This window comes from Cyanobium sp. CH-040, from assembly GCF_024346135.1.
GTDB lineage: Bacteria > Cyanobacteriota > Cyanobacteriia > PCC-6307 > Cyanobiaceae > NIES-981.
The window spans coordinates 32,402-46,809 of record NZ_JAGQCJ010000019.1; the positions used below are offsets into that span (position 1 = coordinate 32,402).

Below are 14,408 nucleotides of genomic sequence, written 5' to 3' on the forward strand. Positions count from 1 at the left end.
AAGGTCGGCCGGGGGTGCAGTGTAGTGAGCTGCAGCGCGCCGGCCCGCCGGGGCTGCAGCGAGAATCGGTCGGCAACGGCCGCAACGGAGAGCGCGGTGTGACGAGCGTGGTGGTGGTGATCAGCGACCGCAGGCGGCTGCATCAGCTGCGGGACCGGCTGGCTGAGCTGAAGCCGCCGCCGGCGCGGGTGCTGACGGTGGGCGAGGGTGAGACCCCGCTGGAGGAGGTGGAACCGCTCAATCCGGCCGCGGCCCGGCGGCGGCGCCAGCGCTCCATGGCCCGCTGGCTGATTCCCTTCGGCTTCTTCGCCGGCCTCACGTTCACCTACATCACCGATCTCGACACCTTCGCCTTCGCCGGCGCCTGGAGCCAGCACCTGATCGGCGGCCTGCTGGGTCTGGGATCGGGCTGGATGGGCAGCTATGCGGCGGCGGCGAGCGTGCGCTCCGAACAGGACGACCGCGTGCGCAGCCTGCGCAACCGGCTCGAGGAAGGCAACTGGCTGCTGCTGGTGGAGACCGCGGCGGGGGCGGAGATGCCCTGGTCGCTGCTGCAGCAGGCCCGCCCCCAGTCGGTGGTGCGGCTGGCTGACTCCTGATGCTGCCGCGCCGGCAGCTGCTGGAAGGCAGCCGCCACCCGGCGGCCCTGGAGGCCGTGCTGGATGCGGCCGAGACGGCCCTGCGCACCTGGGAGCCGACCTGGACCGGTTTCCTCGACGGTGCGGTGCGCGAGGAAGCGACGGAACGGCTGGCACCCCTGGCGGAACTGCAACTGCATGCCGAGGGCGGCTTTGCGGGCGCCGAACGCCAGCGCCTGCTGCTGCTGCGCCGCGAGACCGGCCTGGACCCGCAGGTGCTGCCGGCGGATCTGGGCGGGCTGGAGATCAGCGGCAACTTCCTGTTCGATCCGGCCGAGCCTGCCGACCTGCGCCAGGCCCTGCTGGATCTGGGCACCGAGCCCGCCTCGATCGGTGACCTCTGGATGCGCGGTGACCGCGGCGGCCAGGGAGTGCTCACCGGCCCGGCGGCCCGGGCCCTCGACGGTCGGCAGGCGCGGGTGCGCACGGTGGAAGTGCAGCTCGGCGCCCGGCCTCTGGCAGACCTGCAGCCGCCGGTGCAGCGCCGCCCGCGCCGCTGGCACACCGTGGAGGCCTCGTGCCGGCTCGATGCCGTCGCCTCGGCCGGCTTCGGGCTGTCCCGCGCACGCATGGCCGAGCTGATCCGCGGCGGGCAGGTGCGGGTGAACTGGACCGTGATCGACAGCCCCTCCCGGGAACTGGCGGCGGGCGACCGGGTGCAGATCGGCGGTCGTGGTGAACTGGCGCTGATCGCCGTCAACCCCACCAAGCGCGAGCGCTGGCGCATCGACCTGGAGCGCCGCTGAGCGCTCACCGGGCCCGGGGCTGACTGGGCCAGGCAGGGTGGACGGAAAGGCGGGCTGCTAGGTTTTCGACTCCTGAAGATCAACCGGAGCATCACCGCAGGCGCTGCATCACCACCGCCTGCATCACCACCGCATCGGGGCCTGATCAGCGGAACGTCCCGCCGGCCATGCCAGCAGGTGCGCGGTTTCCACCAGCCCACCTGCAAGCTGCAGCTCCCGGTCGTCGTCAGGTCCTGTCACCCCACCGGGGAAGGCAGGACAGGCCACTGTTCACTTGATGATCAATGGCCATCGAACACAGGCACTCTCGCTTGAGAGAGTCACAAACAGAGTCTGATTAAACTCGTCAGACAACCGCGATCACAGATCTCGATCGCAGACCCTGATCACAGACGTGATCTCAAGGGCGATTAGCTCAGAGGTAGAGCACTACCTTGACACGGTAGGAGTCACTGGTTCGATTCCAGTATCGCCCATGCCAATCAGCAGACCGTTCCGCTAACCATGACCGGCACCAGGGATCTGTCGGTGGTGATCGGCCTGGGGCGCTCCGGCGCTGGAGCCGCCCGCCTGCTGCAGTCGCTCGGGGACCGGGTGGTGGTGCTGGAAAGCCGCAGCGACGCCGAACTGGAACGCCAGGCCGACGAGCTGGGCCGACAGGGGATCGAGGTGCACCTGAACCACGGCCTGGACACCAGCGACATCCTCGGCCTAGGGCCACAGCTGCGGCGGCTGGTCGTGAGCCCCGGCATCCGCTGGGATCACCCGGTCTTCGAGGCCCTGCGCGCCCGGGGGGTGACGGTGCAGGGTGAGGTGGAGCCGGCCTGGCAGGCCAGCCGGCCCGTGCCCTGGATCGGCATCACCGGCACCAACGGCAAGACCACGGTCACCCACCTGGTTCAGCACCTGCTCTCCAGTGCCGGGATGGATGTGGAGATGGCCGGCAACGTGGGCCAGTCCGCAGCTGAAACCGTGCTCCGGCGGCGCGCCTCCGGCGAGGGACTGCCGCAGTGGATGGTGGTGGAGCTCAGCAGCTATCAGATCGAGTCCTCCGCGGCCGTGGCTCCCCGGGTGGGGATCTGGACCACCCTCACCCCCGACCACCTGGAGCGGCACGGCACCCTGGACAACTACCGCAGCATCAAGCGCCGCCTGCTGGAGCGCAGCGCCGTGCGGGTGCTCAACGCCGATGATCCTGACCTGAGGGCCCACGCCGCCAGCTGGGATGCGGCCACCTGGGTGACGGCCGGCGCACGCCGCGAGGTGGCGCCCGGAATCGAGCCGGACCTCTGGATCGAGGCGGGACGGGTCTGGTGCGACCGGGACGGGCAGCAGTGCGATCTGATGGCCGCCGATGCCCTGGCGATGCCGGGATCCCACAACCTCCAGAACATGCTGCTGGCGGTGGCGGCGGGGCTGGAAGCGGGCCTGGATGGCCCCGCCATGGAACGGGCCCTGCGCCACTTCCCCGGCGTGCCCCACCGGCTGGAGCTGATTCGCACCTGGCAGCAGGTGCGCTTCTACAACGACAGCAAGGCCACCAACTACGACGCCGCCGAAGTGGCGCTGCGGGCCCTGGAGGGCCCGCTGGTGGTGCTCGCCGGCGGACAGGCCAAGATCGGCGAGGCCGGCCCCTGGGTCCAGGCCCTGAGCCGCTCGGCCCGGGCGGTGGTGCTCTATGGCCAGGCGCGGGAACTCTTCTGGCAACGCCTGCAGGAGGGCGGCTACCCAGGTCGCAGTGAATCCTGTGCCGGCCTGGACGAGGCCGTGCCCCTGGCCGCCGCCCTGGCCCGGGATCTGGGCTGCACGGGGGTGTTGCTGTCGCCGGCCTGCGCCAGCTTCGATCAATACACCGACTTCGAGGCCCGCGGTGAGCATTTCCGGCGTCTGGTCGCCGAGCTCTGAAACCGATGGCACCGAGATCGGTCGTGCTGAGGGCGGTCGTGCTCAGGCCGCTCGCCTGGTGCAGAACAGTCAATCCCTAGCATCAGCCGAATACTGGACGGGCGCCGGCCATGGCCTACTGGCTGATGAAGAGCGAGCCGGATGTCTACGGCATCGAGCATCTGCGCCGGGAAGGCACCACCCTCTGGGACGGCATCCGCAACTACCAGGCCCGCAACTTCATGCGCGCCATGGCCATCGGCGACCAGGCCTTCTTCTATCACTCCAACGCCAAGCCACCGGGCATCGTCGGGCTGATGGAGGTGGTGGAGACCGGACTCGTCGATCCCACCCAGTTCGACCCGGCCTCCAAGTACCACGACCCCGCCTCCAGCCGGGACAGGCCGCGCTGGGACTGCGCCCGGCTGAAATTCCTGCGGCAGTTTCCACGCCTGCTGCCCCTCGAGACCCTCCGCGACAGCTTCACCGCTGAGGAACTGGGGGTGGTGCGGCGCGGCAACCGTCTGTCGATCCTGCCGGTACCGGACACCACCGCCCAGCGGCTGCTGACGCTGCTGGAAGCCTGATGGGCGGTCGGAGCGGGCCTGATCCGGCGCAGCCACCCCCGATCGCCATCCGCCGGGCCCTCGAGCAGGGCTGGCAGGCTTTCCGGCAGGCGCCGGGGACCCTGATCCTGTTCACGCTGCTGATGGGCGGCCTGATCATCGTCTTCCAGCTGACGATCCGGTTCAGCACCGCCAACATCGTCAATGACTACGGCCAGACCGACCCGCTGGCGTGGGCGGTCTCCCGTCTCGCCGTGGTCGCCTGGATCCTGGGTTTTCTCTGGCTGGTGGTGGGTCTGCTGCGGGGCGCCGACGCCGTGCTGCAGAACACCCGGCCCCGGCTGCGGGATCTGCTGCGGCTCGAGGGCCGGGCCCTGCTGCGCACCGGCGGCACCCTGGCTCTGGAGCTGCTGGTGCTGGGCGTGATCGTGCGGCTGGCCCAGGCCAGTGCCTGGCTTCTGGCCCTGCTGGAACCGCCGCTGATGGCGCTGCCGCTGCTGGCGGGGATCGCCGCGGTGGTGTACGTGCTCACCGATCAGATCCTCAGCCTGCCGCTGTGCGTGCTGGGCGGCCGGGGCCCCCTGGAGGCCTTCCGCCGCGGCCGGACCGCCATCGATCCCCACTGGTTGCAGGCCCTCGGGCTGACGCTGCTGCTCGGGCTGGTGGTGCTGTCGGGATTCCTTCTGCCGCTGGTGGGCCTGGCAGCCAGCCTGCCCCTGGCCGCCTGCATCCAGGTGGCCGCCTACCGGCAGCTCTTCGTCTCCGGCCGGCAGCAGCAGCTGCGGCGGCGCCAGCCGCAGCCGGTTCAGCCACAGCGGAACCGGCCCTGAGCGGGGAACAGGTTGGCCAGGTAGCAGCGGGTGATCTCCCGGGTCTGCACACCGTTCTGCACCAGGAACCCGGCCAGTGCGGCCTGGAACAGCCGGTACTGGTCCCAGTTGGGATGGCGTTCGATGAACTGACGCATGCACACCAGCAGGGCCTCGGGCACCTCCGCCCGGAGGCTCACCATCAGCTCGCTCAGCGCCTGCGCAGCCGGCTCGGCCGCCGGTGCTTCGGCGCTGGCAGGGCTGTGGGCGGTGGCGTTGGCGGTCATGGGACATCCCCGGAGTGGGCCCAAGATTCCCGGACGGGGGAGGGGGCGTCAAATGGCCTCCGGCCGGGCCGCTGCAGCGGCTCCCAGCCTGAGAATCCGGGTCTGAGCTGGGTTCTCAGGCATGGTCGGGCGACAGGGCGCCGGACCGGCCCGGCCTCGGACGGCTGTCAAGGGGCAGGGTCCCTGTTCAGGCGTATTCCCCAGCACAGGGGCGGGGGCAGGGGTGGTGGGGCCCTCCCCTGGGGAGAACCTGGGGAAAGCACAGGCCCCGGCTGGGGGATCGGGGCCGTGCCGGAACTGATCAGCAGTGCTGATCAGCGCCCTGGATGAGAGCCGATCTCACCACCCCGGCTCCTGCATGCTGGTCCCTCGATCCAGACCTCTCTGCGCCGCCGTCATGTCCGTCGCCCTGCTGGGAACCGGCCTGCTCGGGACCGCCATCGGCCAGCGGCTGCTGGAGCAGGGCCAGTCCCTGCACGCCTGGAACCGGCACGCCGACCGCCTGCAGGCGCTGACCGCGCTGGGGGCCAGCGCCTGCGCCGATCCCGCCACGGCGGTGCGGGCCAGCGACTGGGTGATCACGGTGCTGAGCGATGGACCGGCGACACGGTCGGTGCTGGAGCGCAGCGGGCTGATCGCGGCGGACGCCGCCGACGCGGCGGGCGGAACGGACACAGGCAACGGCCGCCGCCGGGTGGTGCTGCAGATGGGCACCATCGCGCCCGGCGAAAGCCGTGAACTGGCCAGGGCGGTCACCGGCACGGGCAACGCCTACCTGGAGCTGCCGGTGCTGGGCAGCCGGCCCGAGGCCCTGACCGGCACCCTGCAGGTGATGGCCGCCGGACCCGAGCCGCTGTTCCAGGAAGCCCTGCCACTGCTGCGCCTGCTGGGCACCGAGCCGCAGCTGCTGGGGCCGGTGGGGGCGGCTCTGGAGACCAAGCTGGCGCTCAACCAGCTGATCGCCAGCCTCACCCACGCCTTCAGCCTCTCCCTGCATCTGGTGCGCGGCAGCGGCGTGGAGGTGGAGCGGTTCATGGGCCTGCTGCGAGCCAGCGCCCTCTATGCCCCCACCTTCGACAAGAAACTCCAGCGGATGCTGGAGAACGACTACAGCCAGCCGAACTTCCCCACGGCCCATCTGCGCAAGGACCTGGAGCTGTTCCTGGCGGCGGCGCGGGCCCGGGGCCTGGACACCGGCGGATTGGAGGGACTGGCCCGGCTGCTGGCGGCGGCCGCCGGCGGCGAACTGGACGATCTCGACTACAGCGCCCTGCACCGGCTCACGGCGCCGGGCGAAGCGGGGGACGGCTGAGCTCAGGGCAGCGCCAGGGGACCGGCTTCCCGCGCCTGCCGCAGGGCCGCCAGCAGCGCCATGGTGGCGGTGTCACTCCAGCCCGCCTCCACCCCCCTGTCCATGGGGCCGGACGTGAGCACGAAGCGCAGCCGCCAGGACGAAGGCTGGCCGTCCAGCTCCAGCCAGAGGGGCCCCCGTTCCAGCTCCAGGGTGACGCGCTCCTCGGGCATCAGCCGGTCGGCCATGGCCGCCAGCTCGTCGGCCAGCCGACAGCACCCCTCGAGCAGGGCCCGGGCCTCGGCGGCGTGGAGCTCGACGGCCCAGCCGTCACCGCCGATCAGCACCGGGTAGGGATCGCGGCTGGGATCGACGCAGAAACGCCAGCCCGGCCCCTCCTGAACCTGCAAGCTCAGCCCGGCAACAGGGCGGGCTGGTCCTGCTCATCGCTGAGCTCGATGATCGCCCGCTGAACGGGTTTGATCATCGAGTCGTCCAGGAGGCCGTCGAAATCGTCGAAGCGGCGCTGCTTGGCCCGGAAGGCGATGCGCACGGTGGTGAGGTAGCGGTTGCTGGAATGCCGGATCAGGCTTTCGGCCCGCTGGGCCAGATCCTTGGAATTCACCTCGATTCCGGTTTGCATCCATCGGCAGCCACAGCCTCCAGGCTAAAGGACGGCGATCGGGCCGGTGCCTCGCCCTCCGCACCCGCCGGGAGAGCGGCTAGAAGACCCTGATGCAGGGCACCGTGGCGATCGACCTGGGCAGCAGCACCACCGTGGTGGCCTACCAGGCCCCCGGTGCCGCCGCCGAGCTGCTGGCGCTGCCGCCCTACAGCCTGAGCGAACCGGTGGTGGTGCCCTCGCTCCTGTGGCTGAGCGGCCCAGACCAGGCCCGTCCCCTGATCGGCCGGCAGGTGCTGGAAGCCGGGCTGACCCACCACGACGACGCGGCTCTGCAGCGCGACTTCAAGCGGCACATCGGTGCCGATGCCGGCGCGTCGGCAGAGGCCACCAGCCGCTGCGCCGAGAGGGCCGGCCGCCTGCTCCTGCATCACCTCTGGCAGGCCCTGCCGGCCAGCCTGGAACCCCGCCGGCTGGTGCTCACCGCTCCGATCGAGGCCTATCGCGGCTACCGGCAATGGCTCCTGACGGTGTGCCGCGGCCTGGAGGTGCCGGAGCTGGCCCTGGTGGACGAGCCCACCGCGGCCGCCATCGGTGCGGGCCTCCCCCCCGGCAGCACCGTGCTGGTGGTGGATCTGGGTGGCGGCACGATCGATCTGTCGCTGGTGCAGCTGCAGGGAGGGGAAGGCCGGGCGGCACCGATCGCCCAGCTGCTGCGCTTCGCCGGTCGCGACCTGGAGGACAGCCGCCAGCAGCTGCGCTGCGCCCGTGTGATCGGCAAGGCCGGGGTAAGGCTGGGAGGACGGGACATCGACCGCTGGATCGCCGATCAGCTCTGCCCGGACCACCCCCCCAGCGGCGCCCTGCTGGAGGCCTGTGAACGGCTCAAGTGCCAGCTCAGCGAGCAGGGCGAGGCCCTGGCGCTGTGGAGCCCGCCGCAGGGCTCCACCCGGGAGCTGCGTCTCAACCGCCCGGGCCTGGAGCAGTTGCTGCGCGATCGGGGACTGCTGGGGCAGCTCGATGCCCTGCTGGAGGAGGTGCTGGCTGCAGGCCGCGGCGCCGGGCTGCCCCTGGAGCGGATCAACGCCGTGCTGCCGGTGGGCGGCAGCAGCAAACTGCCGGCGATCCGCGACTGGCTGCGCCAGCGCTGCGCTGGGGTGCCGATCCGGGATCAGCGGCCGGTGGAGGCGGTGGCGCTCGGGGCCCTGGCCCTCACCCCCGGGGTGCAGGTGAAGGACGTTCTCTCCCGGGGAGTCTCCCTGCGCTGCTGGGAGCGGCGCAGCGGCCGGCATCTCTGGCACCCGCTGTTCGCGGCCGGTCAGAGCTGGCCCATCGACAGGCCCCTGGAGCTGGTGCTGGCCTGCAACCGCGACGGCCAGGAGGCGATCGAGCTGGTGCTGGGGGAGCCGGACATGGAGAACCGCAGCGAGGTGATCTTCGAAGCCGGCCTGCCGGTGCTGCGCCGCCGGCAGGCCGGGGCGGGCCGGGTCCAGCCATGGGCGCAAGCCCCCATCGCCCTGCCTCTCAACCCAGCCGGGCGGCAGGGTGAGGACCGGCTGCGGCTGGCCTTCACGATCGACGCCGACAGTCAGCTGCTGGTGGAATCCACCGATCTCAGCAGCGGCGAGCACCGCGGGCCGCTGCGGCTGGGAACGGTTCGGTGAGAGCTGTGCGCTGAGACCTGTGCGCAGGCGGTGAATTGCCCAGGCGGTGGATCACGACACCAGCGGAGAATGAGACCAGGGCCAGTGGACAACGAGGCTGCCGCACCCGTGGGTCTGCACTGATCCGGGCGCTGCCCATAATGATGGGATCAGGAGCGATCGCGCTTTTCCCTTGGCCCTGCGCCAGCACAGGCTGCCCCGACTCTGGCTGGGTCTCACCCTCGGGCTTGTGGCCGCCGCCCTGGGGGCGGCCTACTGGTGGGACCGGCAACTGCCCGCCCGGCTGGACGCCGCTGCGGCCCGCGGCGATCTGGATGCCTGTCTGCGCTATGGCGAGCAGCTGCAGGCCCTGCGCTGGCTGGGAGACGGGGCCCCTGGAGCCCAGGGTGAATGCCGGCGCCGCAAGGCTGCCCAGCTCTGGGAGCAGCGGCAGTGGGCCGCAGCTCTGCAGCTGCAGCTGCAGGTGGTGAATTCGGAGGCCGGCCAGACCGATGACCGCCGCCAGCTCGACAGCTGGCAGAACGACCTCAAGCAGCAGGCGCTGGAGCTCTTCCAGGCCGGCGATCTGGAGGGCAGCCTGGCCAGGCTGGAGCCGATGGGCGAGCACCGCCGCGCCGACCGCTCCGCCCTGGGCGACCAGCTGCGCCAGATCTGGGAGCGCAACCGCCAGGGACTGGAGCGTGCCAGCCGCCTGGCCAATGAGCAGCGCTGGTGGGAAGCCCTCGACGCCGTCAACCGGCTGGACCATCCCTGGTGGCAGGAGCAGGGCAAGACGGTGCGCGCCCAGGTGCAGCGCGGCATCAGCCGCCTGAGCGCAGAGGAGAGGCAGCGTGACGGCCACGGGGAACTGCCCCATGGAGTTCCCATCGAGCGTCTCGACGCCGAGGTGAGCAGGCTCATCGCCCAGGGGATGGACGACTGGGAGGCCTTCAACAAAGCCTGTCAGAGCCTGGGGGGCCGGGTGGTGCAGATGGGGCCGGAATCGGCCTGCCAGCGCTGACCCCATCGCGTGACAGGATTGGCCGCGGGAAACCGAGCGGTGCCATGCAGCCAGGGGATCAGGTGAAGGTCTGCCAGAGCGTTGTGGTCTACCACCATCCCAAGCACCGGGGCGAGGCGTTCGACCTGCAGGGTGAGCAGGGTGAGGTGGTCTCCGTCCTCAACGACTGGAAAGGCCGGGTGATCAGCCCCACGCTTCCGGTGATCGTGGCCTTCGGCAAGTTCCGGGCCCACTTCCGGCCTGACGAACTCGAGCCGGCTTGAGGGTCCGGCGATCAGGCACGCCGTTCAGGGGCCAGGGCACAGCTCAGGGGCGCAGCAGGTAGACCCCTTCCTCCCCGTCGACGCCCATCAGACACAGCTGAATGCTCTCCTGCCGCCGCGTCGGAACGATGCGGCCACAGAAGTCGGGCTGGATCGGCAGCTCCCTGTGTCCACGGTCCACCATCACCAGCAGGCTGACGCGACGGGGACGGCCCCAGCCCTGCAGCGCATCCAGCGCGGCCCTCACCGTGCGGCCGGTGAAGATCACGTCATCCACGAGAACCACGTGGCGGCCGTCAAGGTCTGAAGGCAGATCGGTGGCCTGCACGAGCCGTGTGCCGATGCGTTCGAGATCGTCCCGGTGAAACGTGGGATCGAGACTGCCCTTCGCCACGGTGTGGCCGCAGCGCTGGGCGAGACGCGCCCCCAGGACCTCCGCCAGGGCCACGCCGCGGGTGGGGATGCCGAGCAGCACCAGGCTGCGGCTGTCACCCACCTCCTCCAGCACCTGGGTGGCGAGCCGGTCGAGCGTGCGTGCCAGCTCGGCGCCGGAGAGAAGCTCGAGGCGCTCCATCGGGCCGCCGCGGTTGGCAGCATCCTAGAAACCGCCAGCATGTGACCAAAGCCTGACCTGGACGAGACCCCGCCGGGGAGCAGCCAGAGGCGGGCTGTAAGTTTGGTTACTGAAGGCCGTTGCCTTGCGTCGAGAGCTTGCGTCGAAAGGTGAATCGGGTGGACGCAGTCCGGTGAAATCGAGTCCGTTCCAGATGCCAGGCACCCCCATCCACCAGCCTCAGGCCGACAGCGCCACCTCCGGCCGGTCCAGCAGCGGTGATGGCACTCCTGGGCCAGCCGATTCGCCGACTCCCCTCTCCCCATCCGGATCCACGCCCGTGGCACCCGTGGTGCTCACAATCCTGGATGGCTGGGGCTTCCGCCCCGGAGACGATCACAACGCGATCCAGGCCGCCGACACCCCGGTGATGGATGCCCTCTGGCACGCCTATCCCCACACGTTGATCGAGGCAAGCGGCGCCGCCGTCGGCCTCCCCGACGACCAGATGGGCAACTCGGAAGTCGGGCATCTGACGATCGGCAGCGGCCGCATCATCCGCCAGGAACTGGTGCGCATCAGCCAGGCGGTGCGTGATGGCTCCCTGGCAGCCAATCCCGCCCTCAATGGCCTCGCCGATCGCCTGATCGCCCGGGGCGGCACCCTGCACCTGATCGGCCTCAGCTCCGACGGCGGGGTCCACAGCCACATCGACCACCTGGGCGGACTGCTGCGCTGGGCCGCCGGCCGCGGTCTCAGCGACGTCTGTGTACACGCCATCACCGACGGTCGCGACACCGCCCCCAGCAGCGCACCCTGCTTCATCGCTCAGGTGGAGCAGCAGATCGCCGAGGCCGGCGTGGGCCGCATCGCCACCCTCTGTGGCCGCTACTGGGCCATGGACCGCGACAGCCGCTGGGAGCGCACGGAAAAGGCCTACCGGCTGCTCACCGAGGCCGGCCCGGTTTCCTCCCTCAGCGCAACTGAGGCCATCGAGGCTTCCTACCGGGAGGACATCGGCGATGAGTTCCTCGAACCGCTGCGTCTGGGCGACGGCGTGGTGAAGGCCGGCGACGGCCTGGTGTGCTTCAACTTCCGCCCGGATCGCGTCCGGCAGCTCATGCGCGCCCTGGTGCTGCCGGACTTCGCAGGCTTTCCGCGAACCCCGATCCCCGACCTCGATGTCGTCACCTTCACCCAGTACGAGAAGGGACTTCCGGTGGCCGTGGCCTTCCCACCCGAGTCCCTGGACGGGCTGCTCGGACAGGTGGTGTCGGAAGCGGGGCTGCGCCAGTTCCGCACTGCGGAAACCGAGAAATACCCCCATGTCACCTATTTCATGAACGGGGGCATCGAGCAGGCGTTTCCCGGCGAGGACCGCCATCTGGTGCCTTCACCCCGGGTGGCCACCTATGACCAGGCGCCGGCAATGTCGGCCGATCAGCTCACCGACAGCTGCATCGCCGCCATCGGCAAGGGGATCTATGCACTGGTGGTGATCAACTACGCCAATCCCGACATGGTGGGCCACACCGGCCGCATGGAGGCCACCACGGAAGCCATCAGCACCGTCGACCGCTGCGTGGGGCGGCTGCTGGAGGCCACCAGCCGCATGGGCGGCAGCATGCTGATCACCGCCGATCACGGCAACGCCGAGGTGATGCAAGGGCCCGATGGCCGCCCCTGGACGGCGCACACCACCAATCCGGTGCCGGTGATCCTGGTGGAAGGTGAGCGGCGCAAGCTGGTGGGTCACGGCAATGACATCCGCCTCCGCGACGAAGGGGGTCTGGCCGACATCGCCCCCACGCTCCTGGAACTGCTCGGCCTGCCCCAGCCCGACACCATGACCGGTCGCTCGCTGGTGGTGCCGGCGGCCGTGGGATCGGCGCCCACGCGCGTGCCGCAGACCCTGGGCGTCTAGCCTTCCCCCAGACCCTCAGCGCCGCCGATGCTCACCACCGTGCTCACCTGGGTGTGGTTCACCTCGGCGCTGCTGCTGATCATCACGGTGCTGCTGCACAGCCCCAAGGGCGACGGCATGGGCGGGCTGGCCGCCAGCGGCGGCTCGATGTTCACCAGCGCCCGCAGCGCCGAGCAGACCCTCAACCGCATCACCTGGACGCTGCTGCTGGTGTTCCTGGGCCTGGCGGTGGTGCTCAGCGCCGGCTGGCTGGGCTGAGGTCACTGTGCCGATCAGCCGCCGGATCCTGCTGACCACACTCGGCATCGGCGCCGTGCCTCCCGCACTGGCCGCCCTGCTGGGTCGCGCCAGGCCGGCTGACGCCGCCAGCCCGGCCAGCGATCCGGCCTGGCGTCTCAGCGACAGCGCCTGGCGGGAGCGTCTCAGCCCCGAGAGCTATGCCGTGCTGCGGCGCGAAGCTACCGAAGCGCCCTTCTCCAGTGCCCTCAACCAGGAGAAACGGCCGGGCACCTATCTCTGCGCCGGCTGCGGACTGCCGCTGTTCAGTTCTCAGGCGAAATACGACAGCGGCACCGGCTGGCCGAGCTTCTTCGCGGCGCTGCCGGAGTCCATCGGCAGCAAACGCGATTTCAAGCTGATCGTGCCGCGCACGGAGTATCACTGCCGCCGCTGCGGCGGCCATCAGGGCCACGTGTTCAACGACGGTCCCCGGCCCACCGGCAAGCGCTACTGCAACAACGGCGTGGCGCTCACCTTCATTCCCAGCGACAGCTGACACTGACAGTCCCGGCGATCGCTGAATGACCTGGTGGGAAACCACACCTAGACGGGGTTGTGAAGAGCGATGAACCAGGCGGCAGGGAGCTCTGTGGCAACACCGGCCTGACGCTACCAAGGGGTCATCAACACCATTCCCTTCCATCCCGAAGGCGGTAGCCGATGTCACCATCGATGCAGAACCACCCCTCAGCCCAGGAGGATGGCCGACAGCCTCTCTGCCGGGTACCAGAGGTCCCTGCCAGGGCTCTCGCTTCGGACGTCAGCGAACACCGCGCTTCGCTGATCCGGGTCACCGAGAAGAAATGGGTGAACAGCACCGTACTTCATTTCTGCTTTCTCGATGAGCCCGCCACCATCCGTGGCGCCGACGACCAGAAGGATGCAGTCCGCAACGCCTTCTCGGAATGGAAGCAGCTAGGCATCGGCCTGGTCTTCACCGAAGTGGCGGATCCACGTGAGGCGGAGATCAGGATCGGCTTTGATTGGAATGATGGATCCTGGTCCTATGTGGGGAGAGACAACATCGACTATGCGACCGATCCACGTGAGCGCACGATGAACTTTGGGTGGGATCTCACCACGAACTATGGACACGACACCGCCCTGCATGAAATCGGTCACGCCATTGGATTCTCCCATGAACACCAGAATCCGAAGGCCGGTATCCAATGGAACGAGCAGGCTGTTCTTGCATACTTTTCAGGGCCACCGAACAGTTGGCCAGAGGAGCAGATCCGGCATAACATTCTGCGCAAGATTCAGGCCAGCGAATCCGATGGAAGTGACTGGGACAAGAATTCGATCATGCATTATCAGTTTCCGAGTGGCCTGATCACGAAGCCAGAGGAATACCAGGAAAATCCCCTCATCCCCGATCCAGGCCTCTCAGCAGCAGATATCACCGAGGCGCTGCGCTTCTATCCCAGCCTTACCCAGGTTCTGCCGGAACTGCGGCCATGGGAGTCGCATCGAATCCGGATCGCCGCCGGCCAGCAACTTGACTTTGTCATCCGGCCAAAGTTCAGCCGCGAATACACCATGCAGACCTTCGGCAACATGGACACAGTGATGGTCCTGTTCGAAGAGATGAACGGCGAAAATATTTTCTACGCCGGCGATGATGACAGTGGCACTTCCTACAATGCACGGATCACCGCACGTCTTGTACGGGACCGGACCTACGTGCTGCGTGTGCGCCTCTATTTCGCCCAGCGGGCCGGGGAAGGGGCCCTGATGCTTTGGTAATTGCCTCGCCGGCAAATGAAAAGCGTCCCCGCGGGGACGCCTGATCGTAGTGATGAAAGGGGTGGACAAGCCACCCCGATGAGCCTCGGCAACGATCAGTAGTCGAAGTCGCCGCCCATGCCGCCGCCGCCGGCGG

At 69.4% G+C, this 14,408-nt stretch carries 17 protein-coding genes and 1 tRNA gene; 14 read left to right on the forward strand and 4 right to left on the reverse strand.

From position 1 onward, the window contains the following. The first annotated feature begins 98 nt into the window (after positions 1 to 98). The 6 genes from KBY90_RS13880 to KBY90_RS13905 all read left to right on the forward strand — a co-directional run bounded on the left by KBY90_RS13880 (position 99) and on the right by KBY90_RS13905 (position 4,664). On the forward strand, positions 99 to 599 hold the full coding sequence (locus KBY90_RS13880) for a hypothetical protein (RefSeq protein WP_396122601.1): 501 nt from the start codon (positions 99 to 101) through the stop codon (positions 597 to 599). Next, complete coding sequence (locus tag KBY90_RS13885) at positions 599 to 1,384, forward strand: photosystem II S4 domain protein (protein ID WP_254969249.1); 786 nt, start codon at positions 599 to 601, stop codon at positions 1,382 to 1,384. The genes KBY90_RS13880 and KBY90_RS13885 overlap by 1 nt, the downstream gene beginning before the upstream one ends. 404 nt (positions 1,385 to 1,788) lie before the next feature. Next, a tRNA-Val gene (locus KBY90_RS13890) sits at positions 1,789 to 1,860 on the forward strand. A gap of 28 nt (positions 1,861 to 1,888) precedes the next feature. Then, positions 1,889 to 3,289 (forward strand): UDP-N-acetylmuramoyl-L-alanine--D-glutamate ligase, encoded by a 1,401-nt coding sequence (gene murD / locus KBY90_RS13895; RefSeq protein WP_254969250.1) that lies wholly within the window; start codon positions 1,889 to 1,891, stop codon positions 3,287 to 3,289. Positions 3,290 to 3,399: 110 nt separating this feature from the next. Continuing rightward, positions 3,400 to 3,855 carry an EVE domain-containing protein gene (locus KBY90_RS13900; RefSeq protein WP_254969251.1) on the forward strand — a complete coding sequence of 152 codons (456 nt, stop codon included), beginning with the start codon at positions 3,400 to 3,402 and terminating at the stop codon, positions 3,853 to 3,855. Next, on the forward strand, positions 3,855 to 4,664 hold the full coding sequence (locus KBY90_RS13905; RefSeq protein ID WP_254969253.1) for a hypothetical protein: 810 nt from the start codon (positions 3,855 to 3,857) through the stop codon (positions 4,662 to 4,664). The genes KBY90_RS13900 and KBY90_RS13905 overlap by 1 nt, the downstream gene beginning before the upstream one ends. Here KBY90_RS13905 and KBY90_RS13910 read toward each other — a convergent pair. Further along, a complete protein-coding gene (locus KBY90_RS13910) occupies positions 4,640 to 4,930 on the reverse strand; it encodes a DUF2811 domain-containing protein (protein ID WP_396122600.1) in 291 nt (96 codons plus the stop codon). The genes KBY90_RS13905 and KBY90_RS13910 overlap by 25 nt on opposite strands. Before the next feature lie 397 nt (positions 4,931 to 5,327). Here KBY90_RS13910 and KBY90_RS13915 point away from each other — a divergent pair, with 397 nt between their 5' ends. After that, a complete protein-coding gene (locus tag KBY90_RS13915; protein ID WP_254969254.1) occupies positions 5,328 to 6,242 on the forward strand; it encodes an NAD(P)-dependent oxidoreductase in 915 nt (304 codons plus the stop codon). Positions 6,243 to 6,244: 2 nt separating this feature from the next. Here the strand turns inward: KBY90_RS13915 and KBY90_RS13920 are convergent, their stop codons facing one another. Then, positions 6,245 to 6,631 (reverse strand): DUF1818 family protein, encoded by a 387-nt coding sequence (locus KBY90_RS13920; RefSeq protein WP_254969255.1) that lies wholly within the window; start codon positions 6,629 to 6,631, stop codon positions 6,245 to 6,247. A 2-nt stretch (positions 6,632 to 6,633) separates the two neighbouring features. Beyond that, positions 6,634 to 6,864: a DNA-directed RNA polymerase subunit omega gene (locus KBY90_RS13925; RefSeq protein WP_254969256.1), complete on the reverse strand. Its 231-nt coding sequence runs from the start codon at positions 6,862 to 6,864 to the stop codon at positions 6,634 to 6,636. Positions 6,865 to 6,956: 92 nt separating this feature from the next. Here KBY90_RS13925 and KBY90_RS13930 point away from each other — a divergent pair, with 92 nt between their 5' ends. From KBY90_RS13930 to KBY90_RS13940, 3 genes are all read left to right on the forward strand, one after another. After that, positions 6,957 to 8,507, forward strand: a complete 1,551-nt coding sequence (locus KBY90_RS13930) for an Hsp70 family protein (protein WP_254969257.1) — start codon at positions 6,957 to 6,959, stop codon at positions 8,505 to 8,507. 172 nt (positions 8,508 to 8,679) lie between these two features. Further along, on the forward strand, positions 8,680 to 9,507 hold the full coding sequence (locus KBY90_RS13935; protein ID WP_254969258.1) for a hypothetical protein: 828 nt from the start codon (positions 8,680 to 8,682) through the stop codon (positions 9,505 to 9,507). 44 nt (positions 9,508 to 9,551) lie between these two features. Then, positions 9,552 to 9,770: a ferredoxin-thioredoxin reductase variable chain gene (locus KBY90_RS13940; protein WP_254969259.1), complete on the forward strand. Its 219-nt coding sequence runs from the start codon at positions 9,552 to 9,554 to the stop codon at positions 9,768 to 9,770. 43 nt (positions 9,771 to 9,813) lie between these two features. On the opposite strand, the gene pyrR is transcribed toward KBY90_RS13940, so the two are convergent. Beyond that, a complete protein-coding gene (gene pyrR, locus KBY90_RS13945; RefSeq protein ID WP_254969260.1) occupies positions 9,814 to 10,344 on the reverse strand; it encodes a bifunctional pyr operon transcriptional regulator/uracil phosphoribosyltransferase PyrR in 531 nt (176 codons plus the stop codon). Between the two features lie 328 nt (positions 10,345 to 10,672). Here pyrR and gpmI point away from each other — a divergent pair, with 328 nt between their 5' ends. The 4 genes from gpmI (at position 10,673) to KBY90_RS13965 (ending at position 14,272) form a co-directional block, all read left to right on the forward strand. Next, a complete protein-coding gene (gpmI, locus tag KBY90_RS13950) occupies positions 10,673 to 12,247 on the forward strand; it encodes a 2,3-bisphosphoglycerate-independent phosphoglycerate mutase (protein ID WP_254969261.1) in 1,575 nt (524 codons plus the stop codon). A gap of 27 nt (positions 12,248 to 12,274) precedes the next feature. Continuing rightward, entirely contained in the window at positions 12,275 to 12,505 is a 231-nt protein-coding gene (gene secG, locus KBY90_RS13955; RefSeq protein ID WP_254969262.1) for a preprotein translocase subunit SecG, read from the forward strand. A gap of 13 nt (positions 12,506 to 12,518) precedes the next feature. Next, positions 12,519 to 13,022: a peptide-methionine (R)-S-oxide reductase MsrB gene (msrB, locus tag KBY90_RS13960; protein WP_396122602.1), complete on the forward strand. Its 504-nt coding sequence runs from the start codon at positions 12,519 to 12,521 to the stop codon at positions 13,020 to 13,022. 164 nt (positions 13,023 to 13,186) lie between these two features. Further along, a complete protein-coding gene (locus KBY90_RS13965; protein ID WP_254969263.1) occupies positions 13,187 to 14,272 on the forward strand; it encodes a M12 family metallopeptidase in 1,086 nt (361 codons plus the stop codon). Positions 14,273 to 14,408: the final 136 nt, after the last annotated feature.